Origin of the sequence: Microcoleus sp. N3A4, assembly GCF_036701805.1 — a bacterium.
Classification (GTDB): Bacteria; Cyanobacteriota; Cyanobacteriia; order Cyanobacteriales; family Microcoleaceae; genus Microcoleus.
Genome location: NZ_JAUBRJ010000017.1, coordinates 93,330 through 120,075 on the forward strand (window position 1 = coordinate 93,330; position 26,746 = coordinate 120,075).

Consider the following 26,746-nt stretch of genomic DNA (forward strand, 5'->3'; position numbering starts at 1 on the left):
GTCCTCTGCGGTTAATTAAATAAAAAAATCTAGTTCGCTTTCTCGATCGCCCAAAACACCCTTACAATCAAAATCAGCACACTGCTCTCTTCTCTTCTCTTCTCTGTGTCCTCTGTGTCCTCTGCGGTTAATTAAATAAAAAAATCTAGTTCGCTTTCTCGATCGCCCAAAACACCCTTACAATCAAAATCAGTGCACTGCTGCAAAAAACGAGCCGGAATATCAGGCCGAGCACCCCAATGCAAATGCAAATAAGAAGCGTGTACCTGACAAACTCCCCAACCTTCAGCAACCGCCTGAACCTCCCCTCGCTTCCCGTACCTCCAACTGTGGTAAACTGGATTAGTCGGTTCCACAGTTAAATGCGATCGATGAAACTCATGTCCCCAAACCTCATCAAGAGCAGTTAACACCGAACTATCCCTCACCGCCACAGCTTCTCGGTATCCCAGCGTCAAACGCTTCCCCATCGCCGCAGCAGTTTCCAACACACCCACCCCTTGCCAAGAATTGCCATCGAAGTCTACAATAGAATCGCACAAATACATCAAACCGCCGCACTCCGCATAAGTCGGCATTCCCGAAAAAATCGCACTTCTTACCGCATCCCGAATTAAAACATTACCGCTCAATTTTTGAGCAAACACTTCGGGAAAACCACCACCAAAATACAACCCCTGCACATTGTCAGGAAAAACAGCATCATCAAGCGGGCTCCAAAATACCAACTGGGCACCCAACTCTTCCAACAAATCAAGATTGTCCTGATAGTAAAAATTAAAAGCCCGATCGCGCGCAACTGCAATCCTCACTCCAAATTTCCCCTCCAAACAGTTGACAACATCATTTTTTTGAGTTACAATTCCCGAAGGGAGACTGTGCCTACCTAAAAGTTGCTCTGACCCCTCACCCCCCCCATTTCGAGTTGCAGCCAACAAAGGCAAAAGTTGCTCCCAGTCAAAACTAACAGCAGCCAAATCCGCCAATTTATCGATCGCAGCATGAAGATTCGGCAACTCCTCAGCCGGAATCAGCCCCAAATGTCGATCGGGAATACTAACAGCCTCATCCCTACGCAAAACCCCCAAAATCGGTAAATTGAGCGGTTTGAGAGCATCTTGAAGCAGTTCCAAATGTCGATCGCTCGCCACCCGATTCAGCACCAGACCGGCGAATTTAAGGTCAGGGTTAAAAGAGCGAAAACCGTGGGCGATCGCAGCCACAGAACCAGAGAGCCTGCTGCAATCTATCACAAACAATACAGGCAAATTCAGCAAATAAGCAACATGAGCCGTAGAAGCAAAGGAAAAATCATAATTGCCTTCTTCTTTTCGATAATTAATCCGTGTATCCGTGTCAAAATCCGTGTCGTGCCTTCCTGATTCCTGAGTTTTTCGACTCACTCCATCAAATAATCCCATTACCCCTTCAACTAAGGCATAATCGACATCTTGAATGTGACCCAAAAAACACTTTTTTACATAAGATTCAGACGTTAATACCGGGTCTAAATTGCGACAGGGGCGACCGGTGACAAAAGCATGAAACATCGGGTCAATGTAATCGGGGCCAACCTTAAAAGATTGAACATTCAAGCCGCGGCGGATTAAAAAAGCTAAAAGGGCGATCGTTACAGTAGTCTTTCCCGCACCGCTGCGTTCGCCAGCAATTACTAAAGCCATAGTTCTAGATTATTCACAAAAAATACTGAAAACCGATCGGTGATAAAGTTATGAGGATTGCTCTCGAACCGCTCAAATAATACATATTTAACGAACCCCGAAGACGCGAAGACCGCGAAGGAAGAAGGAGAAGTATAGAGGTAATTTCGTGGCTTTTTGGAAGTAATTTAGAGTTTTGAGTCAAAAAACATTATCATTTCAAAACTCATAACTTACCGCAGATTCCACGTTGATGAATGACACCCGCCGATCGCTCAATCCCACCCAGTAGGGACAAGGCACTGCCGTGTCCCTACTGCTGTTAATAAACCTGGGATACGCTGTATAACTCACAACTTCTAAAAAAGTAGGGCAGACATTGCCTGCCCCAATGAATATTAACTCAATCATTCTTCCTTCTTCATTCTTCCTTCTTCATTCTTCCTTCTCTTTACCGCTTAGCTAACTTCAGCATTTGAGCCGTCACTGCCAAACTTTCTTCGTAAAGCACATCTCGGCCCCAACTCTGCAAGTGCTGGCCCAGCAACTGTTCCGTCACCTGATCGAACAGGGGACTAACCTGGTTAAACCGATCGGTCTGAGCGCCCCCTTTCGTTTCCATCCGCATACAGCCGCCCACTTCCGAACACAGAACTGTACCGCAGTCAGCCTTTTCGTTCGTAGAACTCAAACGCAGAGCAATCAAATCGCCCGGGACATCGCCCGAATCAGCAGTAGGAATAGCAGCCAACTCGGCTTCGACAACCCGATCGTCCGCACCCGCGAATTTAATTCGCTTGATGTGGTAATCGCCCTCCTCTTGTTTGAAAGCAACAGGATGCCACTGAAGCCGGCTCGCCAACCAGCCCAAATACATCAGCGCTTGAGTAGAATTGCCGTGTTCGTAATCGATCGTCACCCGATCGATTTCCCGAATCGCAGCGCGGCGTTCCGGGGCGTCAAAAGCCTCAGCAGCCAACTCCTGCCACGCGGCCAACCTGCGCCAATTCAGATCCGCGATCGGAATTCCCTCCTCGATCAGACTTTGCATCAACAGCAATTCAGCTTCAGACTCGGTAAAGCTGCTGGAGTCAACTATCACAGAACTGCTAGTTGTCGCCAGCCGCTGGAACAAACTTCGATCGGCATCAGGATTCGCTTTCCACCACAGCAGCGTCGGCAAATCCGCGATCGTCAGCGCCGTCACGATCGCGCTCACCCGTTCTAGAGCAGCTTCCGTACCCCGGAGCGTAATGTACTCGCAGCAGATCAGATTGCCGCTGCTGCGCTGGTGAACCGGACAGTAAGCAGCCACTTGAGCCTGCACCCCCGTATCTTCCCCCGCCGTCGGGCACAGAGCAATAATCCGGCACGGATTGGCAGCCACAATCGCATCAGCCACGCCCGAACCCCCGGAACCCAAACCACTAGATCCCATCTCCTCGCCTTTTGAATTTTTGCGAGCCACTTCTTCCCGCAAAGTCGCCAGCAATTCAGCGTTACCTTTGCCTGTTCTCGGCAGCCCGTAAGCTTTTTGAGCCGCCCTGATGCTAGATGCCGTCATCGGCCCGGTAATACCGTCCACCGGCCCGTCGTAAAACCCCAGATCCGCCAATAACCGCTGAGTCTCTTCCGGTTCGTAGACTACAAAAGTAAAAGTTGTTGCCCTACTAGCGATCGGAAAATCGCCCTTTGACCCGGATTCTCTGTAACTTTCCCAGATTTGACTGAGTTCTGCCTCTATCTGGTCGATCGACACATCTTTAGGACTTTGCAGCGAAACCAGAGGTGGAGCTTTCATCGGTGTCATGGTCATAAATCTTTTCTCCTTTCTTATTAGTTATTAGTCATTAGTCATTAGTCATTAGTCATTAGTCATTAGTCATTGGTTCTTAGTCATTAGTTAGCCGTTCTTAGTTAGCCGTTCTTAGTTAGCCGTTCTTAGCTAATCACTAATACTAATGCTGACCTATAACTAAGGACTAATGACTGCTGACTAATGACTCTTAAAGTCTGCGCCACTTGCGGCCGTCTCTGTTAATTAGCAGTTCTGCTTCCGCCGGTTCCCAAGTACCCGCTTCGTATTTAGGAACCAACTCCTGTTCGTTGGACGATTCCCAAGCCATCAGCGCTGGCGTTACCACCCGCCAAGCTTCTTCCACTTCATCAGAACGGGTAAACAAAGTTTGGTCGCCCAGCATACAGTCAATTAACAGTCGATCGTAAGCATCCGAAGATGTCACCCCAAAGGAAGAACCGTAACTGAAATCCATATCCACCGTCCTCGTCCGCAAATCCGGCCCCGGCATTTTCGCCTCAAACCTCAGCGAAATCCCCTCGTTCGGATGCACGCGCATCGTCAAAACGTTAGGAGTAGTTTGTTGAGCCGCAGACTGAAAAATTAGCAGCGGAACTTCCCGAAACTGAATCGCAATTTCGCTAACTTTTTTCGGCAACCGTTTGCCGGTTCGCAGGTAAAAAGGCACTCCCTGCCAGCGCCAGTTGTCAATCATAAACTTCATCGCCACAAAAGTCGGCGTTGTCGAGTTGGGAGCAACCCCCGGTTCTTCGTGATATCCCGGCACCGCTTTGCCCTTCATCCAACCTGCGGAATATTGACCCCGAATCGCTGAGAACTCCAAGTTATTCAAATCTGCCAAGCGAGTTGCTTGCAGAACTTTCATCTTTTCGGTGCGGATGCTGTCAGCGTCCAGGGAATTCGGCGGTTCCATCGCCGTCAAACAGAAAATCTGCATCAAGTGGTTTTGCAGCATATCCCGCAGAGCCCCAGAGGATTCGTAGTAACCCGCCCGGTCTTCTACGCCCACTGTTTCTGCCACCGTAATTTGTACGTGATCGACAAATTGCCGATTCCACAGCGGTTCAAAAATCGCGTTAGCAAACCGGAACACCATTAAATTCTGAACCGTTTCTTTGCCCAAATAGTGGTCGATCCGGTAAACTTGCTGTTCTTGGCAAACCTTCTGCACGACTCGGTTGAGAGCTTTTGCCGAACTCAAGTCGCGGCCGAAGGGTTTTTCAATTACCAAGCGGTGTTTTACTGGGTCAACCAGCATTTGAGCCGCGCCCAGTTGCCTAATTGCTTCTGGGAAAAAGTTCGGGGAAACCGAGAGATAAAATATGTGATTGCCGCGAGTTCTCCTTTCTTCGTCGAGTTCCGCTAAGAAAGCTTTGAGTTTTTGATAGCTTTCGGGGTTATCAATGTCGCCCGGACAGTAGTACAAACCTTTAGCGAAATCTTGCCAAAATTCTTCATTGCCAATGCCACCGCCAAATTCTTCAATGCCTTCGCGCATTTGCTCTCGGAAGTAATCGTGACTCCAAGGGCGGCGGGCTACTCCCACGACGGTAGTTTCCGGCGGCAAGCGCCGATCGCGCCTCATCTGATAAATTGCAGGTACCAGTTTGCGCTGCGTGAGATCCCCAGAAGCTCCGAAGATTACCAGAATTTGCGGTTCCGGCACTCGTTCTTTTCGCAAACCGACCCGCAGTGGATTTTCAAGTAGCGTTACCATTTACTTTCCTTTTTCTAGTGCTGTCAACCGTGCTAATACACCGTAATAGTTGGCGGTCATTTCTGCTAATTGCTGGGTCAGAGAGTTAATCGGTTCTTCATACTGCTAGAGGAGGCAGATGATTTTGCTCTCTAGGAAGTCTGAGAGGCATTAATCTCAAAATTCCTAGAGAAAATTTAAAACTCAGCATTTAAGAACCCAAATAATTATCTATTCCGACTCCTAAATGCTTCTGCCTTCAAGGATACAGATATCTGCCTAAGCGACGGGTGACAACTTCTGCACTTTTTCTTGCAAGGAATCCATCAGGGATTGGAACGGCCCGACAAATTTTGCAATCCCGTCAAGGAGCAAGTCTGCCATCACTTTGTCCAAGTTGATGTCAATGTCGGGATCTTTGAGACTTTCGATCAGCGTGTAAGCTTCTGCAACGTTGTTCTCAATCCGGGGCGCGACATCGCAGTGGTCGAAACAAGCTTCAACGGTGTTCGGCGGTAAGGTGTTCACGGTGTCGGGGCCGATTAATTCATCGACGTACATAACATCGCTGTAGTTGGGGTTTTTGGTGCTGGTGGAAGCCCACAGCAATCGCTGGACTTTCGCTCCTTTGGCTGCTAATGCTTGCCAGCGATCGCTCGCTACGATCTCTTTATACTTCTGGTAAGCTACTTTCGCATTGGCGATCGCAATTTTCCCCTTCACTGCTTCCAGTTTAGCTTTTGTGGAAATATCTGTGACATTTTTGAGTTTCTCGTCAATCTTGCCGTCGATATTGATGTCGATCCGGCTCAAGAAGAAACTGGCAACAGAAGCAGTATTGCTAATATCCAAACCTTTAGCCGCCCGCGCTTCCAAACCGCGAATGTAAGCCCAGAAGGTTTCGACGTAGCTGTCAACCGAGAACAGCAAAGTCACGTTAACGTTAATCCCTTCGCTGATGACTCGCTCGACTGCGGGCAACCCTTCAGCGGTTCCCGGTATCTTAATCATCACGTTTTCTTTGCCGAGGGTTTTGTAATAGCGCATGGCTTCGCTAATCGTGCTTTCTGTGTCGTTGGCGATCGTCGGTGGCACTTCAATGCTAATGTAACCGTCCAAACCCTTCGACTCTGCGTAAACCGGGGCGAAGATGTCGCAAGCGTTGCGGATATCTTCAAATACCAAAGATTCGTAAATCTCCATGACAGATTTGCCCGCCCGGATGCCCGCTTCGATATCCGCGTCGTAAATCACATTACCCGCGATCGCTTTCTCGAAAATAGCTGGATTAGATGTAATCCCGCGCAATCCCCTACTTTCAATCATCTGTTTGAGTTCGCCAGACTCGATCAGATCGCGAGTCAAATTGTCCATCCAGATACTTTGGCCAATTTCTTTGATTTCTAACAGGTGATTCTTTGTCGTTTCTGTCATTACTTTAACTCCTACAATTTGATAATTGGGAATTGGGAATTTGGCATCGGGCCTAAAAGCATTGGGCATTGCTTAGTTATTAGTTGTTAGTTGTGATTTTTTGGTTGTGATTTTTTGGTTCTAATAACCAACAACCAATAACCAATAACCAATAACTAATAACTAATGACTTCATTCTTCAATTTTTCTAGGATTGCGCGATCGATCTTGAATAAAAGACTCGACCATCGCTACATTTTCTTTGCTACCGACTATCAAGGGCGATCGCTCGTGCAGTTTGGTCGGCACTACGTCTAAGATGTCTTGAATGCCCGTACTGGCGCGCCCGCCGGCTTGCTCCATCAAAAACGCCAAAGGAGCCGATTCGTAGAGCAAACGCAATTTGCCCTCGGGTTTTTTCACCGTTCCCGGGTACAAAAACACGCCTCCCTGAAATAAAATCCGGTGGAAATCTCCCACCAAAGCCCCGCCGTACCGGGCGGTGTAGCCTTCGCTGCGGTGTACGTAGCGAATGTAATCTCTCAAAGATTCCTCCCACTGCCAGAAGTTGCCTTCATTAACGCTGTAAATTGGGCCGCGATCGGGAACCTTAATGTTTTCGTTAGCTAGAATAAACTCGCCCAAACTGGGATCGAGGGTAAAGGAATGAACGCCCTGACCGATCGAATAAACCAGCATGGTACTAGGGCCGTAGAGCACGTAGCCGGCCGCTATTTGTTTGTGTCCGTGTTGCAGCAAGTCGGAAGCCGAACCGTCTGCATCGTCCCCCTCTTGCTTGCGGATGCTGAATATGGAGCCGACATTGAGATTGATGTCAAGATTGGAAGAACCGTCTATGGGGTCGTAGAGCAGACTGTAGCGTCCGATCGGACAGTTTTCGGGAATGTAGTAGGGTTTTTCCATTTCCTCCGAAGCCAAGCGGCATACCAGTCCGCTTTGCTGGAATACCGAGATAAACACTTCATTGGCATAGATATCCATCTTTTTGACGGATTCTCCCTGCACGTTCACAGCCCCTGTAAACCCTAAAGCATCTTCCATTAACCCGGCTCTGCTGAGCCGCCTCGCGATCAGCTTGGCAGCTAGTCCGATGCGATTCATCAAAGCGCTCAGATCCTGAGCATCTGCCGAAAAGCTGTGGAGTTGCTGGAGTACGTGACGGGATAGAGTCGTGCAATCGCGGTCTAAGGCTTGCACCTGATCGATCGGGCCCAGGCGGGTTTCTCCTGTCGGCGCTTGTACCATGATTTCGATAACCTCCCTGTCTTGCGGCTCTGGATTTGGGTTCGATGGAGTGCTTGACACTTGCTCCTGAATCGGCTATTAGACCGATCGTCCCCTAACTTCTATCTTAGGGAGGGTTTTGCGAAAGGGCGTCGAACTTTAGGTGAATTTTAGATCCCCATCGAAAATTGAGGAGTTCGATCGACTGTTGAGCCGGGAATTGTATCCAAAATCACTAAATTTTTTAATTAAGCGCAGAGTCCGTCCGAGGGAAGAAGGTTTTAACTTTGTGGAAGTGATCCCATTCAATCTTTAAATCGCGACCTATAGCTATCGAACAGTTCATCGATTTTCTGGGGGTCAGAGACCAGCGTCCCCCGCTCGTCCCGGAACGTGCGATCGCGATCGCCCTTGAAGGAAAGCCAGTTGAAACTTGTTGTTACAGCGAATTTCACATCAGAAATGAGGATTTTTGCATGGGTATCTCCAAGACGCTTGAGCCGGAAATTATCCTTATACTGACTCGCTAATTTTTGAATATTCTTCTCGGCCTGGATATCAGATTGGTACTTTTTATCATCATTCTCTCCCAAACCGTACCCAATGAAAACTTGTACTCCCCGCTTGAGAAGATTTTCAAACTGTTGAATAAACCGTTTATTCACAGAACTTGCCCGAATCCAAGGAGAGATAATCATCAAACGTTCTTGGCTATCTTGAAGAGCCTGTTCTAGGAGTGGGCGGTGTTCGTACATCTCTAGCCAACGCATAGGAACCGCCGCTAAGAGAGAATCTAGTTTGACTTGGAGTTTCTCTATTTGTTGTTGTGCCTCTTGAAGTTGTTCCTCAAGAATGAGTTTTTCTTCCTGATCTTCAGTTCGTTCTAGAGTGTTTCGAGTTATTTCTATTTGTGCTTCTATCTGAGCTTGAGCAGCAGAAACTTCTTCCTTAAGAGCCTCAACTTGTTGTAAAGGAGCTTGAGCAACAAATTCATGCCCTAACACTTCTGCGGCTAACTTTTGGGGTGCGCTTTCCCTCAATGCCTCTAGTAAACGAAGTTTCTTGACCCCCTTAGCACGAGCAAATGCAGCTTCATGTTCATTAGAAAGGACAGCATCGATAGCAAAGGCAACCTGAACATCATCACTGTCCTTTGCCTTATAGATTAGTATTAAGGCAGGTTGAAAAAACCTCTGCCTCCGCTCAATAGCTTTCAAGGCTAGCAGGTCTCGCTCTTGCTTGACTTTGGCTTTGCTTGCCCCCTCAATCTGACGAATAATTACGTCCACATCTTTGAGTTTGAGGTCGGACAATTCTGGTGGCTTTTTCGGAGAGGGTTCAATTTCTATAATATCCTTGTCGCGCAAGTCTTTTGGCTTGAGCAAGCGTGACTCCAATTGCCCGTACCAGCGAGGATGCCGTAGGAGTCCATCAAAGTTGATATCAAATGTTCGCTCCTCTGGAACAATAATTTTGGCATCACGGAGCGTTCCTTCACCTTTTTTGGTCAACTTCCAAACTTGCATCAGAGAGTCATGAGGGGCTATGAGGTCAATATCCTCACTCATCCTTAAATTGATCATTGCATCCCTGATGATAGGGGGTTCAAGACCTAAAAACCCACCAATATCCTCTTCAGAGGATAGACCAACGTTAATAGATTTCAATACATATTCTTCTATCGGAGGAATCGGTTTACGGAGTTGGGTTAGAACTTGAACCGTGATTTTATAAACAGGCAAACCGACTTGTCTACAACTAACCAGGTCAAAGCCTGTACGATTGTCGTAGCGACGTAGTTCTTCTGGAGTAAGAGAAGCTGATTCTTCTGAACTCATAATTTAGCCTCCTTTAGGGCGCAATTTTCAGGGTGACGTTCAACGTAATCCAAAACTCGGTGTAATGGGTTGTCACTTGAGTTTCGACAGAAGTGATGATCTCCCACGATTACTAAGCCAACTTTACCTCTGGATAAAGCCACATTCAGTCGTTCTGCATCGCGTAGGAAACCCACTTTACCTTCTTTGTTAGAACGAGTCACAGAGTACACTGCAATATCGGCTTCGCGTCCTTGGAAGGCATCCACTGTATTACACTCAACTGTTAATGCTTGCCAATTATTTACTTCTGAGTCAAGGTTACGATTAAGTATTTTGAGCTGTGCTGCATACCCAGTCAAAACAGCAACGCTGTATTTTTTTTCAGATTGTAATGCTATTTGATTTAGCTGTTTGAGAAACCGAACAATGACTTTAACTTCACAGGCATTGTTAAAGCTAGAATTAACAGATTGTTCGCGAAAATCAAGAAGTTTTGTTGTTGTCAGCCAAGTAACTGGTTGCGGTAAAACTCTGGTAAGGTTTTTATCTACATCAGGCCCGGAACTTTGAAGTTGACAATCGTAAAAGCATTCACTGACAAGATTACCGATTGGTGCAACCATTCGATGTTGAATTGTTAACATCTTGCGGCATCCATCTGGGAGTGTTCTGAGGAGTCGATCGAATAAAGTTTCTCGGATATCCTCCTGAGTAAGTTCGTATTTGTCCAGAAAATCAGAATCTCTGCTGACTTCATCTCGGAAGGGTGGGAGTTGTTTGGGGTCGCCAACCAGTATCCAGCGGTGGGATCGCGCCATTGGAACTAGCACTTCTGTCGCTGTAGCTTTTGAAGCCTCATCGACAATGCACAGGTCAAATTCTATGTCTTGAATATCTCTAGGAATTCCGATGCAGGTTCCGGCTACTACTTGCGATCGCTTAATCAAAGGTGCATTGAATTTCTCATTTCTACCAAACTGATCGAACCACTCCGTCTGGATACTCAGCAATTGTTGAAGCATTTTTACATCTGGATTGTTTTTCTCAATTAGTATGCTGATATAACCACCTATATCTTCCGACGATAAGCCCAAAAGTTCTTCTGTATCAATTCTACTTAACTGTTGCAGACGTTTTGCAGTTTTCTTCTGCTCATCACGCGCTTCTTTTGACTGCTGACGCAGACTGACAATTTCAGCTTCAATACTTTGAACTTCCTCTAACCTCTCCTTGGGTATGTGAGCTTTTGCTAACGATTCTGGGTTTTCTGGATCGTAATTGATAGCTAAAATTTCGTCTAAGTCCTGTTTCCAAATAGCAATCTCTGTTCTCAAGCCTTCGTTCTTTGCGACTAGAGTCCCCAATTCTTGAAACATTGTTGCCATTTCACTGTCCTTGTGAGAGATACCTCGCTGTGCTGACCAATCAGCAATAAACTTTTGCCCCTTGGCGATCGCTTCCTCCCGCCACTGGTTCATCTGTTCTTCTAGTAAAAGCGAATGAAGATTATCTGATACCCGTTCATGGTTACCAAGTCGCACCAACTTCAAGTTAGGATTTTGAGCTTGAATCCGTTCTAGGGCGTTATCTAGTGCTACATGAGTTTGTGAACTGAGCAGAATTCGAGCATCAGGATTAGCTTTAAGAGTTTGCAGCACAACTTCTGTAATAAATGTTGTCTTTCCTGTACCTGGTGGACCTTGAACAATCAGAAAATCTTCTGTTGCGAGTGCAGCTTTAACAACTTGCTGCTGTGATTCATTGAGAGGTTGAATTAACTGGACATCCACCTCTAGTTTAGGAGTACGGACTTCTTGGGGATTGACAAGTAAATGGCGAATGTCTAAGCGTACTGCGCGGTCAAATCGAACAGCATCAAGGGCAGTTTTTTGTCGATTTAAGGCAACTGCCGCCGCACGAGTATCAAAGCGTAGCTCACCAGAATGTGGGAGTCTATCTGGTTCTCCAGATTTGACATAAAGAACCAATTTATCACCGATGACTTCCTCAACATCTCCTCCGACTATGCTAAATCCTTTTGAGTTTGTCACATGGCGGGGTTGTCCAGCTATGTCATTTTCGGGAAGTTCTGATAGTTCAAAGATAACGCGGTTTCCCTCACGAGTAACGCTTGTGTATTTAATCGGTTTCTCTCGGTTTTTTTCCCAATCTGTCTTGGCTCTGAGAATATCCAACCAAACTCGGAATAAGCGTTGTTTTTCTTCTTCAGCTCTTGTCTGCCGCAGGTTTGCCTCATGTTCTTCTACTGCCAGTTGAAGTTCACTAATAACTTCCTCTGCTTCCGATCTAATCAGCGGTCTTCCAACTTTGAATTCGTAGGGTGGAATCCATGCACGTTCTCGATTCTGTTCTAGTATTGCACTAGAAAAATCCTGGGCGTTGATAATGGATAGGCAATCTGTATTGACCGCTACATGGTATCTGTAGGAAAACCCAAAAATAGAGTAATGACCTTCAGAGGATTCGTCAGCCAGATTTGCTGCGTTGGATTTCTTTAAAGGTGAGATTCCACATCCACTATTCAAATCCTCTAGGATAATCTTTTTAATTTCGTCTTCAGACAGATCCATTACATTGCGAAGATTGTTTAAAGCCTTATGGGTAAGTCGCAGGTAGCAATCGCGTTTCTTGGCTGAGTGTGTTTGCGATCGCTTCCCTTGAATAGCATTAAGTTCAGCTAGCAGTACCTCTGCATTAGGTTGACGCTCTACGGGGTCGAGGGAAACAGCACGCTCGATTATTTCAAGAATTTCAGGTGGTGCATTAAACGCTTTCAGTGCGCTGGCGATACTATTATGATCTGTGAGTTCAATATTGCTCAGGCACTTCAAAACCAAGACACCAAAACTGAAAACATCGCGCGTGTAGGTATAGGAACCATCGTCGAGTTCTGGTGGCGTGAATGTACGCGATACAAAGTCTTTGAGAGTAATACTGGGTTGCAAATAGCTCTTAAGCTTGGATATGCCGAAGTCAGCGAGTTTGAGTTTACCGTCACTCCCCACTAAAATGTTGCTGGGCTTGATATCCCGGTGTATTATTTTGCGAGTATGGGAAAATGCTAAAGCCTCCAGCACGGGCAACGCTACCGCTTTCCAGAATGAATCCCATCCGTCCGGTGGAGATTCTTTCAGAAGTGTTGCCAAATCCTTTTCCATCCACTCCAAGACGAGAAAATAGTTACCCGTAGTTTCATCCTTGCCAGAATCGAGAAGTTCCATGATTCCGGGATGCTTTAACTCTTGAAGGGCTAGGGTTTCACGTCTGAAAGACTCGGCTAGAATATCGGCTTCAATCTGCCCGTGTTTGAATTCTTTTACTGCAACCAGCCGTTCTTCCCGATCGTAGTCTCTTGCGCGGTAAACATCTGCCATTCCACCCGATCGCGGGGTGGGGGATAGAGCATAGCGATCGTTGATGAAGCGAACTGGCATAACTTGCTACCCATAAAAGATTTCTGTTCTTTTTGTAACACAGATCCCATGAAACAGGCTTTTCAGCGGTTTATGGACTGTCAATCATAGGTAGTCTTAATATTTTTAGATGATGGCGAATTTTTAAGATGCGTTTACCCTTTCGGGTACGCACCTTACCACTAATTAAACGGAGATTTGTGCTCCTTGGGTGTCAAGGTCGATCGCCATTACCTCAGCCTTCACCCCAAATTCCATCCAACCAGCCGCCATTTCCCTCACAACCGCATCAGCATTAGTAACATCCGTTAAAGCCAAAAGCGTCGGCCCCGCACCGCTAATTACCATTCCACAGGCCCCTGCATTCAACGCAGCTTCTTGCACTGCTTCATATCCCCGAATCAGAGATTGTCGGAAAGGTTGGTGAATTTTGTCTTGGAGGGCGCAGCGCAGCCAATCTCGATCGCCCGCAGCCAAAGCCCGCACCAACAAACCGAGGTGTGCGGCATTGAAAATCGCATCAGCCCTGCTGTACTCTGCGGGCAAAACTCGGCGCGCTTCGGCTGTAGAAAGTTCAAAATCGGGAATCGCTACCACCGGCACAATATTAGGATGCCACGGAATATCGCAAATTTGCCAAGAACCCCCCCCCTGCCCCCCCTTGCTAAGGGGGGGTGTAAGAGGGGATTCTTCTCTTAGCCCCCCCTTACTAAGGGGGGGTTGGGGGGGTGTATTGCTAGCAGCGAGGCGACAGCCTCCGAGTAAAGCGGGGACAACGTTGTCGGGATGTCCTTCAAGTTCGATCGCCAACTGCATCACTTCCACCTGACTCAAAGGCGCACCGGCTAATTGATTTGCACCGACTAACCCGCCGACAATAGCTGTAGCGGAACTTCCTAAACCTCTAGCCAGCGGCACTTGCATATCTATATGTATCGCTACAGGCGGTGGCGATTGTTGGAGGCGATCGTATAACTTGAGAAAAGCTTGATAAGCGAGATTGCTTTCGTCTGTCTTGACTTTGGCGGCTTCTTGGCCTGTAACTGTAATTTTTAGTTTCTCGGTTGCTGAGGGTTCGAGTCGGGAGAATTGGAAGCGGTTGTAGAGGCTTAAAGCGGCACCGATGCAGTCGAATCCGGGGCCTAGGTTGGCGGTTGTGGCGGGTACGGTAACGGTGACGGTAGAGATTACGGACATTTTTTGAATAGTTAATTTGGAGTGTTTAACCGCAGATGAACGCGGATGAACGCAGATCGAAGGTATTATACTATGTTTTCAAAAGCCATTTATTCTTGCAGCATTTCAAGATGCTTGAGGGCATCTTGATAATCGTTGGTATTGCCATCTTTTTGATAGAGTTCGGCTGCTTTATGATAATCGGCGATCGCCCCCGGTTTGTCTTCTAAGAACTCGCGGACTCTGGCGCGGTTGTAGTAAGCGTCGCCGTAGTTGGGGTTGATTTCAATGGCGCGATCGAAATCTGCTTTTGCTGCTGGATAGTCTTTGAGGTTGCGGCCGCGGATGATGCCCAGTTTGTTGTAAGCTTTGGCGTAGTTCGGGTTGAGGCGGATGGCTTCGGTGTAATCGGCGATCGCCCCTTGAATATCTCCTGCCTCTGATTTGGCTAAAGCACTATTGAATAAGTCTTCAGCAGGATTTTGAACAATCGTTTTTTGAGCTATTAATATTGCTGACGATTTAGCAGAGACAGCAGGGGATATATTACCAAAGATAGTAAAGATTACTAGAGTAGCAATTAAATTGTAAGATGATGATTTCATAATTCAGGCAAAAATCTGAGCTACAGAACAACTAAAACCGGGCAACAAAGGCGAAGTTAGTTCATCAGCGCTCAACAGCGTAGCAATGAGCCTTAAACTTGCTTGTTCCCTGCGATAAACTTCTATTTGCTGCAACCGCCAATTCACAATCCAGTATTCCTGTACTCCTCGTACCGAATAGAGTCTGAGTTTCAAATCTCGATCGCGTCTCTGATTGTCTGCACCAGGGGATAAAACTTCAACAATTAACTCGGGTGCGGCGGTTAAATGGCCGGCTTCGTCTAGCAAGATAGCCAAGCGTTCATTGCTAGCCCAAACTACATCAGGTATGACATTATCAGCGTCCGTGAAAATAAGACCCGGATTGATGGCGGCTCGTCCCAAACCAGTAGACATCGACCAAGTATCAAGGCAAGAAAAAAATCTGCCACAAGTCTGTTGATGCCCCCAATGCGGTGCTCTAGTCATAAATAGCTCCCCATCAATAATTTCATAGCGATCGCCGTTATCTGGCAATAGTTCTAAATCGGCGGTAGTCCAGCGTACTTTATCAGATATTGTCTGGTTCATACAAACACTCTTTATAGGTGATACAAAAATTATAGACTATCGAGCATCTAAAGCATCCACAAATTTCAACCTGTGAGTGCAAACGAACGCAAAAACAAAACCCGCGCTAGCGGGTTTTTATATTCTTAGTCTCGCGTTGCGCGGACTTTGTTTGTGTAGTCGCGATTTCCAATCGCCGGATTTCCAATCGCCGGATTTGGAATTGGAAATCACCTTATTACTTCAAAATAGTTTTAGAAGCAATCCGAGTTTTCTTGCGATCGGCTTCACTCAATTGTTCGCCAGACTGCAAGCGAGTAGCAGAAGTTTGCAGCACAGTTGCAGCACTTTTATCGCCCATTTGCAGAGCAGTTTTAGCCGCCGTTTGCAGCATCGTAGCTGCGCCGGCTCGATCGCCCTGTTGCAATCTAGTTTCTGCGAGTTGAGTTTGACGGTACTTAGCCAAAGCTAAAATGTGCTGCTGCACAGTCGGGTTAAGTGCCGGCTGATAAACTTTCAAGACGTTAGCAGAAACTGCAACGGGATCGGAAAGCAAACTTTGACCGACTGTGGGATCGTCGTAGCGAATTTGCAATTGCCCGATCGCCTGTGTACCTTCGGGCAACTGTCCAATATAAATATTAGCCAAAACTACTCGCTCTATATCCTTCATTAAATCTCCCAGGCGCACCATAAAACGATCGCCCTCTTGCTGTACCGGTAATTCGATCGTGTCTGGGGCAACTTGGGCGATCGGTTTGAGTTCGGCTAACCGCACTTTTGGCATCAGCGAAAATAGCAAATAAGCATTAGTCAAACCTACACCTTGGACGCGAGTAAACAGTTTGCCAAACTCGTCAACCGCATCTTCGGGACGCTGAATGTGAGCCAGAGCACCGCCGCCAGCGTCAGCAATCTTTTCCAAAATATCCTGGTTCCAGTTATCGCCAAATCCCAGAGAATTTAAAGTCATGTTATACTCGGCAGCCAGTTTAGCCAACTTCAAACAGCGGCTGTCGTCGCCGTGTTCGTTTTCGCCGTCAGTCAGCAGAAACGCCTGAGATATAGCTTCTTTTTTGCCTTTGCCCAACTCTTCAATACCTAACTTAATGCCCTCGTCAATTGCTGTGCCGCCGGCCGGGCGCAATTGCTCAATTTGCCGTTTAATGCTAGCAGGATTTCCCACAATTTGATTGGGGACGAGGACTTTGGCTTTGTGGTCGAAAGCCACCGCGCAAAAGCGATCCCCGGGCTTCAACCTGTCTAGCAACCGTCCGGCGGCTTGTTTGACGGTTTCCAAGGGGCGTCCGCCCATCGAGCCGCTGTGATCGAGAATCAGGCACAGGTTTAAGGGTACGCTGGAGTCGATCGAGCTTGCCGTCGCAGACACTGAAATCGCTAGCTGGCGCTGGGTCGAGGGCGCGGCAGCGTCAAGGTTAGGGTCGTTTAAAACCGGGAGCAAACTAACTTTCATGCGGGATACCTAAAGATTGCGTTACTATTTCTTTAAGAATAGCTCCATCAGTTCAGGCAACATTTCGGTTATATGAACACACCAATTAAAGCTGTGCAATCGCCATACTACGGGGAAGGGAACTCTCGGACGCCACCTCCCGATTTGCCATCCCTGTTGCTGAAGGAGCGGATCGTTTATCTGGGTATGCCTCTGGTGCCTGCGGTAACAGAACTGATTATCGCTGAACTGTTGTTCTTGCAGTACGAAGACGCTGATAAGCCGATCAAAATCTACATCAACTCGACCGGCACTTCTGGTTACAGCGGCGAACCCGTCGGCTTTGAAACGGAAGCCTTCGCAATCTGCGACACGATCAGGTACATTAAGCCGCCCGTACACACTATTTGCCTCGGTTCGGCAATGGGGATGTCTGCGATGCTGTTAGCGGCTGGTACAAAAGGCTTTCGGGCGAGTTTGCCCCACGCTTCTATTGTGCTGCACCAACCCAAGGCGTACACGCGGGGTCAAGCAAGCGACATTCAAATTCGGGCTAAGGAAGTGCTGGCAAATAAAGCGACGATGCTTGATATTTTTGCAAGCTGTACTGGCCAACCGATCGAAAAGATTACTAAAGATATGGATCGGTTGCTGTACATGACGCCTTATGAAGCTAAAGAATACGGTTTGATCGATCGCGTTCTTGAAAGTTCGGCAGAATTGTCGAAACCGCTGCCGGCTGGAGTCATCTAATTCGGTTATTGGTTATTGGTTGTTAGTTATTGGTTATTGGTTATAAATTATTGGTTGCGATCGCCAAAAAATCGAAACCAATCAATAACAAGTAACCAATAACAAGTAACCAATAACCAATAACCAATAACAAGTAACCAATAACCAACTAAACGGAGTTCCGAATTATGCCTATAGGTGTGCCAAAAGTTCCCTACAAAATGCCGGGTGGTTATGATACTCAGTGGATTAATATCTACGATCGCCTCTACCGGGAACGGATTATTTTCTTGGGCAGGGACATTGACGATGAAATTGCCAATCAAATCATCGCTGTGATGCTCTATCTCGATTCGGAAGATTCAGGTAAGGATATTATTTTGTACATCAATTCCCCAGGCGGGATGGTGTCGGCAGGCATGGCTATTTTTGATACCATGCAGCACATTAAATCGGACGTGGTGACGATTTGTGTGGGCTTGGCTGCTTCGATGGGTTCTTTCCTGTTAGCTGCCGGTGCGAAGGGGAAACGGTTAGCTTTGCCTCACTCGCGCATCATGATTCACCAGCCTTCTGGGGGGACGCGGGGACAAGCAACGGATATTCAGATTGAGGCGAAAGAGATTCTGCGGCTGCGCCACGAACTCAATAATATCTATGCTAAGAATACTGGCAAGCCGATCGAGAAAATCGAGAAGGACATGGATCGCGACTATTTCATGTCCGCTGAGGAAGCCAGGGAATACGGCTTGATTGACAGAGTGATCGAAGATCGTCCGTAAGTTATTTTTGCGCGACAGTAGTGCGGGCAACCCTCGCACTACAACCTAGTTCGCAGTAAATTTTGGCAGAATCTTTACATTTAAGGATTCTGCCATATTTAATGGTATTATCAACGCTCATTCATGCTAAATGGATATTGCAGATTATTACCGACAGTTAGGACTGAGGTCTGGCGCGAGTTTATCGCAAGTTAAGGCCTCTTATCGGCAGTTAGCCAGACAGTATCACCCCGATGTGAATCCGGGAAACGAACAGGCTAAGAATAAGTTTATTGCTATTACTGAGGCTTATAAGTTCCTGGTGAATGTTGCCCCCCACCATGTTGCGGAGTCGAAAGTTGCCAATTCAACTGTGCCGCCTACTTCGACACCGCCGGATCTGGGGGTGAAAGCTCAACCGCAGGCAGTTAAAGTGACTCGAAAAGAGGCCGCGGTTCAATCTAATGCGGATCTGTCGGCGGTAGAACAAAAGTTAAAGCAAGATGCTTATTTTGAGTTGCAGCAGTTGCTGAAATATCAGAGGTTCCCGCGGGCGATCGCCTTGATTGAGGGTTTGGCACAGCGGATTCCCGAAGATTTGGAGGTGCGTCAGTGGCAGGCGATCGCCTATCAGCGCTGGGGACGGCATTTGATCGGAGAAAAGCAGGTTGATAAGGCGAGAATATATTTGAAAAAGGCTGTGAAAACTGACCCTCACAATCGGGCTTTGTGGGCGGAAGTTGAGCGGGATTTTCGCAGGTTGGAACAGATTTATTGATTGGGGGCGATCGCTATGAAGTTGTTTTTTAGATCGGCAATTCCGATCTGGTATCATAGAATTATTGAGTTGAGAAACCAGAGATGATTGCCACACCACCCACCGAACCAACACTGACAGATGTAATCGAAAAATTAGACACTCTCTCAAGCCGTGTTGACCACCTATCAACCCGTGTAGACAACTTAGCGACTGATGTCGAGAAGTTCAACGATCGATTTTCCAACTACCAGCAAGCGACTCAGTGGGTTGTGCAGCTTGCTTTTACTCTGATTGCTAGTGCCACTATCACGGTGATTATTACTTCGGTTCTGCGCCGGTAATCAAAAGCTCTATATTTTTGAGTTTTTCTAAAATAACTTGGGTATTTTCAGGTCGGTTTTCCGGTAGCGGTTCAATCAATTCGTCGATCGAGTCTAGGAGTAACGGGTCAATATCTACAGCCTGGTTCCTCCAATTAATTTTACCAGTTTTTTCATTAACGGGAAAGTCGATCGGCTGTATGCCTGTTAATAAATGTACAAAAGTACGCCCCAGGGCAAAAAAGTCCGATCGCACGCCTGCTTTACCTGCAATTTGTTCGGGCGCGCAGTATCCAGCAGAACCTATGGGTGTTTTATCTATATCTGCTTCTGTTGCAGCGCCGAAGTCAATTAATCTCAATTTCCCATCCGCTGCAAGCATCAGGTTGGATGGCTTAATATCTCGATGCACTAAATGATATTTGTGGATTTCCTGCAAAATATGGGTGATTTGTTGCAGCCAATCGAGAGCTAGTTTTTGAGAAACGTACTGGTTTTTATTTAAGAATTCGGTCAAGTTTTCTCCGCTAATTTTTTCCATCACCAAACAAGATAATTTCTGGGAGTTATGGGGGAGTTTAGTTTGGAAATAACCGTCAGGTTCGACTTGGGGAACTGGGCCCTTTCCGGCCAGCCAAATCAAAACTCGCGCTTCTTGCTGGAACAAGCGAACTAAATCGGGATTGTGGGTGTGTTTCAAGACTTTTAAAACTTTGACAGTCCCCCATTCGTTTTCCCCGGTTCCCAAATCTTCGACTTCAAAGATGTCTGTGGGGCGTGCGGGATTGGGCGATCGCACTGATTTAAGGATGCGGTAGCGATCGGCAATTAACAAATCCGTGCCGCAAGCCTGACAATTTTGAGCAGCAGCAGGATTTTCGCGTTGTTCGCATTGAGGATTGATGCAGTAAATCATACCATTTTAGATTTTAGATTTTAGATTTTAGATTGGAAATGACTGACGCTGTATCGGTTTATAGCTTGCTTTTGCATTCTTTTTTGGGGAAGTCGTATCACTTCGATCGATAAATTAGCATAAAACATCACTAAAACCCAGTAGTTCTGACCTTACTACTGGGTTTATATTTACCGCCCATTTGGGCACGCTATCACATTTAAGTCAAGGATTTAAGATTAATAGCATCGCGCTCTACCGATTGAGCTACTCCCCAGTGTTTGGTTGAGGAGGCTGGAGTTGAACCAGCAACATCGATGATGTGATTGTTCCTGACATTCGTTTTAGCGATCGGCGGTGAATGCTGAGTTTTGAGTAATAACTTGCTGTTGAATTTGTACGCAATGCTGCCTCTGCCAATTGGGCTACCCCCCTATTTTGGGTAGAAGGGACAGGAGTCGAACCTGCACTGTCACATTTGTACGGTTTAAGTTGAAGTTTTAGATTGAACTTGTACTCTGTTTATATCTTAAACCATAACTATCAAAAAAGCAAGCAATTAGCGGAAAATAAACTGAAAAATTCGCTCTCCCACTCTCTGTTCCTCAACTTCATAATTGTTAGCTTCTTCGCGGGCGAACATAACAGCTTGCTGCAAGATTTCCACCCTTTGCAGCAACTCATTGATCCGCCGCGCTGGCAAAGCTCCAGAAAACTTGACAGTCCGCCAGTAGCCGATCGTAATATCTTCATAATAAACATCGACTTGCGCCGGATGGTGTTCCGTAGCTTCAGCTTTAACGTGATTGCGCGGAGTTTTAAAAGTCTTGAGAGTTTGCACCGGTTCTGTGGCCCAGCAGTCGGCCGAAGCATCGAAGTTCCAAGTCTCGGAAGCATCTAAGACTGGAAGTTTTTTGATGAATGCTTGCAAATCTGCTAACTGCTTTTCAACGAACAGCAAATAGCTGACGGGAACTTGGCTCAAAAGCACGTTTCCATCTACAGTTACGTCCGCGCGGGCGCTACAATTTGTCCAATCTTTGGTTGCGGTTACGTCGAAGAGTTTGGTCAAAACTTCAGTCGTTTTGCGGATAATCTCTTCGGCTTTGACTTCAACTTTTTTGGACTCGGGCGGCAGTTGTTCGCCTTCTTCGTCTTTGGGACGGTAAGTGCGGGAGATTCCAGAAAGCACAGCGGGCTTCTGGAGCGCTTTTTGAGCTTCTGCTAGTTCTTGGACGGAGCGGCTTTTGATGCCTTTTTCGATCGCAATAATCTGATTTAAGCGTGGCATTGTTCGATTTTATTGACGCTGAACTGACATCAAGTCCGGTTGATTTTGATAATCAAATTGTTTGTCCTGCGGCTTTTAGGGCGTTGAGGACTTCAGTCCTCAGTACAAACCTCACGATCGTTCTTTAACCAGACTCGATCAACTTGTAGTATTACATAATTCAATATAAATTACAAGTTTTTTTTGTAGGCGCGGTGCCAAGAGATCCCGCCACTACCCGTGCCCAGCAATTTATCTCTCAAAAAATCGGCAAAATCTCTAGCGTCGCTGCCAAAGTGTAGCAAATATAACTCTTTGTCAGCGCTCCAACTACATCTTGAGATAGATGCGTAAATACCTCCTGAAGACAGTTGCCATATCGAGAAACATTTCTTAACATATAGATAACAAAGGGAATCCGAGGAGACACCAAAAATCCTTAAGCCCTTGGGGTGCCCAGGTTAATCAGACTTTTCGCAAACAAGGGCTAAATCAATGAACAAGCAGCAAAACTCCGAAGTTTCAGCATTTTTGCCCATGCTCCAAAAAGGCATTTGGCTGTTTGGGATTCTCTCCTGGATATTCGGGCTGACAGATAGAACTATTGCACTATTGTCTGACGGATATTTGTCGGCGGTTGATATTGTCCAGCTATTTACAGCTTCATTCTTCTTTCTTAGTTGGCTGTTTTTAAGCCCGTTTTTGGGTCTTAACTCCCAGAGGCAGCCGAAGGGAGAAGCATCTCCCTAGTTTTTAATTGGTAATGTTAGTTTCTCGATCGCTATGAGTTTCTTCTGGGGCAAAGCGGGCCGGCCAAATGCGATCGCAAAAAAACAAAGTTCCCGCCGTCACGCACAGCGGAATCGCCAACAGATTCAACAGCGGAATGCTCACCAAACCCAAACAAACCACACCAAAACTCCCGCTAGCCGGCAAACTCGCCCGAATTATCTCCAACTTCTCCCGAAAAGGCCGTCTCCGCCTCTCCAAAGGTGCATCTAAAAAGTCCAAACAGACAATAGTCGCACCCAAAGCTACGCCACCCAAACTGCTAAGAATAGAGCCAACGCCAGGGATAAAATTCAGCAGCAGCAGCGGTATGCCGACGCTCAACAAAATTTGTAGTTTTCGCAGTTCAAAGGCGATCGCCCTTTGAATATCCCGAAAACTACTCGCCAAACTCATTGGTGCTTCTGCGGGCAATTGACCGTTCCGCAGGAGTTCCAATTGTTCGGAAAGTTTGCCGTACCAGGGCGAACCTAAAATCACGCCAAACTGCACTAACAAAAATCCAATTATTAGCAAAAGTCCTGCGACTAGGAGTACGCGCAGCAGCCAGCCGAAAGCAACTGTTAACACGCCGAGAAAGCTCAGCCAAGCTGGAAAACTCGCAATTAGAGCATTAAATCGGACGGACAAATCGGCAACTAAAACGTCTATGCCTGCCAAACTGGGAAATAGCAAGCTTAAATAAAGACCGATACCAATTATAAAATTTAGCACCACGGGAACTAATACATAAATCCACAGCTTGGGAGTTTGCCAAATCAGCGTGAAAGCTCGCAAAGGATAGGTAAAACCTGCCAGGAGTCCAATTGGTGCGGCAATGGCGGCGGGGGCGGGATTTGAATTGAGCTGTTTAGACATATTTTCTGCTTTTGAGGACTTGACTCTATTTTCTACTAAAATCCACTTTCCATTATTATTAATGATGAGGATTTATCGCAGGTTGCCCAAAAGTGAAGCTTTTTATTTACCATACCCCGGAACTTACGCCAACCGACAAAATGCCGGCTTGCGCGATCGCAGTTGATGTGCTGCGGGCGACTACGACAATGGCAACGGCCCTGAATAATGGGGCGGAAGCTGTTCAAGTTTTCAGCGACTTAGATAAGCTGATGGCCGAGAGCGAAAAATGGCCTGCAGACAAGCGAATTCGCGCCGGAGAGCGAGGCGGCGCCAAAGTTGACGGATTTGACATGGGGAATTCCCCCTTCGACTGCACGCCAGAAAAGGTGGCTGGGAAGCGAATTTTTATCAGCACAACTAACGGTACTCGGGCTTTGGAGCGAGTGCAAGCTGCTGCAACTGTGTTGACGGCGGCTTTGATTAACCGCAAATCAGTGGTGCAGTTTTTGTTAAGTAAACAGCCGGAAACTATTTGGATTGTGGGTTCTGGTTGGGAAGGGAGTTATTCGTTGGAAGATACGGTTTGTGCTGGTGCGATCGCCCAAAGTCTGCTAGCAGAAAGCGGTATTCCCGCGATCGATTTTGCTGGTAACGATGAAGTATTTGGGGCGATCGCTCTTTACCTGCACTGGCAAGATCGGTTGCACGAATTGTTGGAACGGGCCAGTCACGGCCAGCGCCTCCTCGGTTTAGGTGTGATTGAAGATTTAAAATATTGCGCGCAAACGGATACTTTAGATGTGCTGCCGGTGCAGCGAGAACCGGGAGTTTTGGTTAAGTCGGATTTTAAAATTCCTCAGACTGATTTCTGGGTTCAATCTTCAGAAACAACGGCGAATTGAAATTTTCTGGGAGTGGTGTATTGGTTGCGAGTCCAGGATTAGATGCACACTCTATTTGTAGGAATGATATAGAGGACACGGCAGTGCCGTGTCCCTACCGAAAATAATATTGTAGGGACACGGCACTGCCGTGTCCTAATTTTGGCTAATAATTCCGATGCTACCGGAAACGATATTAGTTAGCGAACAAGAATTTTTTTAAATAAAGTAGAATTAAAGATACTGGGTAGGGACAAAACATTGTTTTGTCCCTAGTGGATTGCAGGCAATTGAGAATTGCTGTATTCACCGCCGAACCGCTGAATTAAACACTCGGCAATTCTGGCTGCTGCACCGGGTTCTCCCATGCGCCGCTCGCCATTTTCAGCGATTAGCTGCAACCTGTCCGGGTCGCGGAGCAAAGACTGCACGGCAGCGGCAACTTCGGCGGGATGTTTGACTAAAATTAATGACGGGCCTAACAGGCGACTTTGAGCTTCTGCAAAAGCGGGAGTAAATTGCGGGCCGTTTCCGGGAATGGCGATCGCGGGTTTTCCTAAACCTACAAATTGTTCTGTAGCTGTTCCTGCCATTGCTACTGCTAAATCGGCTTCGTACAAACAATCGTTAAAACTTTGCTGAGTTAAAATCATCGTGGCGTTTCTCTGCACAAAAGTCAAGGGTAATAGCAAATTAGGAGATTCTTTATGAATTTCTCGAGCGCTAGAAACAGGAGGTCGCAAAATACTTCCTTCTCGCCGCTGCGTTCTAGTTTCGCCGTCTTGGCGCCAGCCAAAAAATTCTAAAATAGGTCGCAAAGCTTCTAAATTTAATTCTGGGGAAATCGCTCCGAAAAATAACAATTTGCGATCGGCAAACAGCGACAAAATTCCGGCGACCGCCTCTACTATTAGCTGCCAATTAGCATAGGCTTCCGGCGCTCTAGAACCGGGGAGTAAGGTGATGACTAGCGATCGCTCCATTTCCCGAAACTCTGCGTCAGGGCCGTAAAAACCGGCTGGGTTTTCCGGTTCGAGTCCGTCCATCATCGGGTTTCCGAGATTGTAAGCGGGAATTCCCAGCTTTTGTAAAGTCTCGGCGGTGAGCGCGTCCCTGACAAAAACGGCCCGACAGCGCGATCGAGTCATCAACCAGCGCTCCCAAGGCAAATAAACCGATCGCGAACCCCACCAACCAAAAGCCCGGGATTTGCGAGCCAGAGGCCCGTTCTCGTCGCGCAAATAATACTCGGACTTGGCAGTACCGACAAAGGCATAGGGCGCGCCGCTGAGCCAAGCAAACAGCAGCGGTACAATATCCCCGCAGGCTAAAATAACGCCGTCTTGATTCCCAGACTGTTGTTGCGATCGCACCCAAGCGCGGATGGCTTTAAACTGAGCGATGGTCAACTGAAGCAGGCCGCCTTTGACATCGCGCAAAAATTCCCTCCCGTCCATGTAAATAAAGCCGCCCGAAGGCATTCGCTGCACCGGGCCGATGATGCGGGCGTTTTCCAGTTGAGCGAAAGCTTGCCCTTCGCCCACTAGCGGAAATACGGCTAATTCTGGGGGATGCGGGTGCTGTTGCAGTTCCTGCAAGATGCGAAGGGCGATCGCGTCTTCTCCGTGGCCGTTACTGAGGCAAAGTAATTTCAATCCCAACTCTCTCAAAAACTGTCTCTGAATCTATAGAAGCAAGATTAGTCGCAGGATGCAAGGTAGTATAGCCGAAGGAAGAAGTAAGTGGAGCGACGATCGCGCGAATCCGGGCAATTTTTGGTAAAATAGCAGGTAAAACTCCTATTTTAGAGGTAAAATCGGATGGTACAAACCCTGCCAAAATCTCTGACACTCGAAGAGTTTCTGAAGTTGTCAGAAACCAAACCAGCCAGCGAGTACATTGACGGTGAAATCATTCAAAAACCGATGCCTCAAGGAGAACATAGTGTCATTCAAGGCGAGTTGACAAGTGCTGCTAATACTGCTCTCAAACCTCAAAAGGTGGCGCGAGCATTTCCAGAACTACGGTGCATTTTTGGCGGTCGAGCGATCGTTCCCGACGTGACTGTATTCACTTGGGAGGGCATTCCCCGTAATGAAAATGGTGGTGTGGCAAATGTGTTTGCGATCGCCCCGGATTGGACAATTGAAATCCTCTCCCCCGACCAAAACCAAACTAAAGTTACTAAAAATATTTTACATTGTCTCAAACACGGAACTCAAATGGGTTGGTTAATCGATCCAGAGGAGCGATCGGTTTTTGTATATCGGCCTACTCAATCAACAGAGGTGTTTGACGAACCGGAACAGTTATTGCCCGTGCCATCTTTTGCCAGGGAATTGCAACTGACAGTAGGAGATTTATTTGGTTGGCTGTTAGAGTGAAACAACAGAATATTAGAGTAGGAGAGAGGGAGAGGGGGTGAAGATTTGCGATCGAAATATGCAGTTTAAATGCACAACGGCCGATCGGACAATACAGACAGTGTACTGAAAAGGTGCAAATTCTGAATGGGGCCTTGAGAATTGGGCATTGGGCATTGGAACTGACAACAAATAACAAATAACAAATAACAAATAACTAATAACAAATAACTAATAACTAATAACTAATAACTAATAACTAAT

At 46.9% G+C, this 26,746-nt stretch carries 24 protein-coding genes; 7 read left to right on the plus strand and 17 right to left on the minus strand.

Annotation, left to right across the window (positions count from 1 at the left end; translation table 11 throughout):
- Positions 1-131 precede the first annotated feature (131 nt).
- The 12 genes from QUA56_RS12680 to QUA56_RS12735 all read right to left on the minus strand — a co-directional run bounded on the left by QUA56_RS12680 (position 132) and on the right by QUA56_RS12735 (position 16,892).
- Positions 132-1,682 carry a cobyrinate a,c-diamide synthase gene (locus QUA56_RS12680; RefSeq protein ID WP_333357892.1) on the minus strand — a complete coding sequence of 517 codons (1,551 nt, stop codon included), beginning with the start codon at positions 1,680-1,682 and terminating at the stop codon, positions 132-134.
- A 198-nt stretch (positions 1,683-1,880) separates the two neighbouring features.
- Positions 1,881-2,072: a hypothetical protein gene (locus QUA56_RS12685; RefSeq protein WP_333357895.1), complete on the minus strand. Its 192-nt coding sequence runs from the start codon at positions 2,070-2,072 to the stop codon at positions 1,881-1,883.
- A gap of 40 nt (positions 2,073-2,112) precedes the next feature.
- Positions 2,113-3,477, minus strand: coding sequence for a glucose-6-phosphate dehydrogenase assembly protein OpcA (opcA, locus tag QUA56_RS12690; RefSeq protein WP_333357897.1), 1,365 nt, complete (start codon positions 3,475-3,477; stop codon positions 2,113-2,115).
- A 190-nt stretch (positions 3,478-3,667) separates the two neighbouring features.
- On the minus strand, positions 3,668-5,197 hold the full coding sequence (zwf, locus tag QUA56_RS12695; RefSeq protein ID WP_333357899.1) for a glucose-6-phosphate dehydrogenase: 1,530 nt from the start codon (positions 5,195-5,197) through the stop codon (positions 3,668-3,670).
- Positions 5,198-5,455: 258 nt separating this feature from the next.
- Positions 5,456-6,610 (minus strand): transaldolase, encoded by a 1,155-nt coding sequence (gene tal / locus QUA56_RS12700; RefSeq protein ID WP_333357956.1) that lies wholly within the window; start codon positions 6,608-6,610, stop codon positions 5,456-5,458.
- A gap of 171 nt (positions 6,611-6,781) precedes the next feature.
- The gene (gene fbp, locus QUA56_RS12705; protein ID WP_333357959.1) at positions 6,782-7,855 is read right to left on the minus strand and encodes a class 1 fructose-bisphosphatase; all 1,074 of its coding nucleotides are present in this window, start codon (positions 7,853-7,855) and stop codon (positions 6,782-6,784) included.
- Positions 7,856-8,139: 284 nt separating this feature from the next.
- Positions 8,140-9,672, minus strand: coding sequence for a phospholipase D-like domain-containing protein (locus QUA56_RS12710; protein ID WP_333357901.1), 1,533 nt, complete (start codon positions 9,670-9,672; stop codon positions 8,140-8,142).
- Positions 9,669-13,109 carry an AAA domain-containing protein gene (locus QUA56_RS12715; RefSeq protein ID WP_333357904.1) on the minus strand — a complete coding sequence of 1,147 codons (3,441 nt, stop codon included), beginning with the start codon at positions 13,107-13,109 and terminating at the stop codon, positions 9,669-9,671. Before QUA56_RS12715 ends, QUA56_RS12710 begins: the two co-directional genes overlap by 4 nt.
- Positions 13,110-13,274: 165 nt before the next feature.
- Positions 13,275-14,285: a homoserine kinase gene (thrB, locus tag QUA56_RS12720; RefSeq protein WP_333357907.1), complete on the minus strand. Its 1,011-nt coding sequence runs from the start codon at positions 14,283-14,285 to the stop codon at positions 13,275-13,277.
- Between the two features lie 89 nt (positions 14,286-14,374).
- On the minus strand, positions 14,375-14,869 hold the full coding sequence (locus QUA56_RS12725) for a tetratricopeptide repeat protein (protein ID WP_333357910.1): 495 nt from the start codon (positions 14,867-14,869) through the stop codon (positions 14,375-14,377).
- Positions 14,870-14,872: 3 nt separating this feature from the next.
- A complete protein-coding gene (locus tag QUA56_RS12730; protein ID WP_333357913.1) occupies positions 14,873-15,439 on the minus strand; it encodes a Uma2 family endonuclease in 567 nt (188 codons plus the stop codon).
- Between the two features lie 217 nt (positions 15,440-15,656).
- Positions 15,657-16,892, minus strand: coding sequence for a VWA domain-containing protein (locus QUA56_RS12735; protein WP_333357916.1), 1,236 nt, complete (start codon positions 16,890-16,892; stop codon positions 15,657-15,659).
- Between the two features lie 72 nt (positions 16,893-16,964).
- Here QUA56_RS12735 and QUA56_RS12740 point away from each other — a divergent pair, with 72 nt between their 5' ends.
- The 4 genes from QUA56_RS12740 (at position 16,965) to QUA56_RS12755 (ending at position 19,465) form a co-directional block, all read left to right on the plus strand.
- A complete protein-coding gene (locus QUA56_RS12740; RefSeq protein ID WP_333357918.1) occupies positions 16,965-17,624 on the plus strand; it encodes an ATP-dependent Clp protease proteolytic subunit in 660 nt (219 codons plus the stop codon).
- Positions 17,625-17,791: 167 nt separating this feature from the next.
- The gene (locus QUA56_RS12745) at positions 17,792-18,385 is read left to right on the plus strand and encodes an ATP-dependent Clp protease proteolytic subunit (RefSeq protein ID WP_332983122.1); all 594 of its coding nucleotides are present in this window, start codon (positions 17,792-17,794) and stop codon (positions 18,383-18,385) included.
- A gap of 130 nt (positions 18,386-18,515) precedes the next feature.
- Positions 18,516-19,142 (plus strand): J domain-containing protein, encoded by a 627-nt coding sequence (locus QUA56_RS12750; protein ID WP_333357922.1) that lies wholly within the window; start codon positions 18,516-18,518, stop codon positions 19,140-19,142.
- An 83-nt stretch (positions 19,143-19,225) separates the two neighbouring features.
- On the plus strand, positions 19,226-19,465 hold the full coding sequence (locus QUA56_RS12755; protein ID WP_333357923.1) for a hypothetical protein: 240 nt from the start codon (positions 19,226-19,228) through the stop codon (positions 19,463-19,465).
- Here the strand turns inward: QUA56_RS12755 and QUA56_RS12760 are convergent.
- From QUA56_RS12760 to QUA56_RS12770, 3 genes are all read right to left on the minus strand, one after another.
- Positions 19,443-20,360: a serine/threonine-protein kinase gene (locus QUA56_RS12760; RefSeq protein WP_333357926.1), complete on the minus strand. Its 918-nt coding sequence runs from the start codon at positions 20,358-20,360 to the stop codon at positions 19,443-19,445. The two genes, QUA56_RS12755 and QUA56_RS12760, sit on opposite strands and share 23 nt — an antisense overlap.
- Before the next feature lie 246 nt (positions 20,361-20,606).
- A complete protein-coding gene (locus tag QUA56_RS12765) occupies positions 20,607-20,759 on the minus strand; it encodes a hypothetical protein (protein ID WP_333357928.1) in 153 nt (50 codons plus the stop codon).
- Between the two features lie 139 nt (positions 20,760-20,898).
- Positions 20,899-21,630 carry a DUF7873 family protein gene (locus QUA56_RS12770; RefSeq protein WP_333357931.1) on the minus strand — a complete coding sequence of 244 codons (732 nt, stop codon included), beginning with the start codon at positions 21,628-21,630 and terminating at the stop codon, positions 20,899-20,901.
- A gap of 474 nt (positions 21,631-22,104) precedes the next feature.
- On the opposite strand from QUA56_RS12770, the gene QUA56_RS12775 reads away from it, so the two are divergent.
- The gene (locus QUA56_RS12775) at positions 22,105-22,359 is read left to right on the plus strand and encodes a hypothetical protein (RefSeq protein WP_333357934.1); all 255 of its coding nucleotides are present in this window, start codon (positions 22,105-22,107) and stop codon (positions 22,357-22,359) included.
- Positions 22,360-22,362: 3 nt separating this feature from the next.
- Here the strand turns inward: QUA56_RS12775 and QUA56_RS12780 are convergent, their stop codons facing one another.
- Entirely contained in the window at positions 22,363-23,256 is an 894-nt protein-coding gene (locus tag QUA56_RS12780; protein ID WP_333357937.1) for an EI24 domain-containing protein, read from the minus strand.
- A 92-nt stretch (positions 23,257-23,348) separates the two neighbouring features.
- On the opposite strand from QUA56_RS12780, the gene QUA56_RS12785 reads away from it, so the two are divergent.
- The gene (locus QUA56_RS12785) at positions 23,349-24,140 is read left to right on the plus strand and encodes a 2-phosphosulfolactate phosphatase family protein (protein ID WP_333357940.1); all 792 of its coding nucleotides are present in this window, start codon (positions 23,349-23,351) and stop codon (positions 24,138-24,140) included.
- Positions 24,141-24,391: 251 nt separating this feature from the next.
- On the opposite strand, the gene QUA56_RS12790 is transcribed toward QUA56_RS12785, so the two are convergent.
- Positions 24,392-25,774 carry a lipid-A-disaccharide synthase-related protein gene (locus tag QUA56_RS12790; RefSeq protein ID WP_333357942.1) on the minus strand — a complete coding sequence of 461 codons (1,383 nt, stop codon included), beginning with the start codon at positions 25,772-25,774 and terminating at the stop codon, positions 24,392-24,394.
- A 165-nt stretch (positions 25,775-25,939) separates the two neighbouring features.
- Between QUA56_RS12790 and QUA56_RS12795 the strand changes: the two genes are divergently transcribed.
- On the plus strand, positions 25,940-26,503 hold the full coding sequence (locus QUA56_RS12795) for a Uma2 family endonuclease (protein ID WP_333357945.1): 564 nt from the start codon (positions 25,940-25,942) through the stop codon (positions 26,501-26,503).
- The last annotated feature ends 243 nt before the right edge of the window (positions 26,504-26,746 follow it).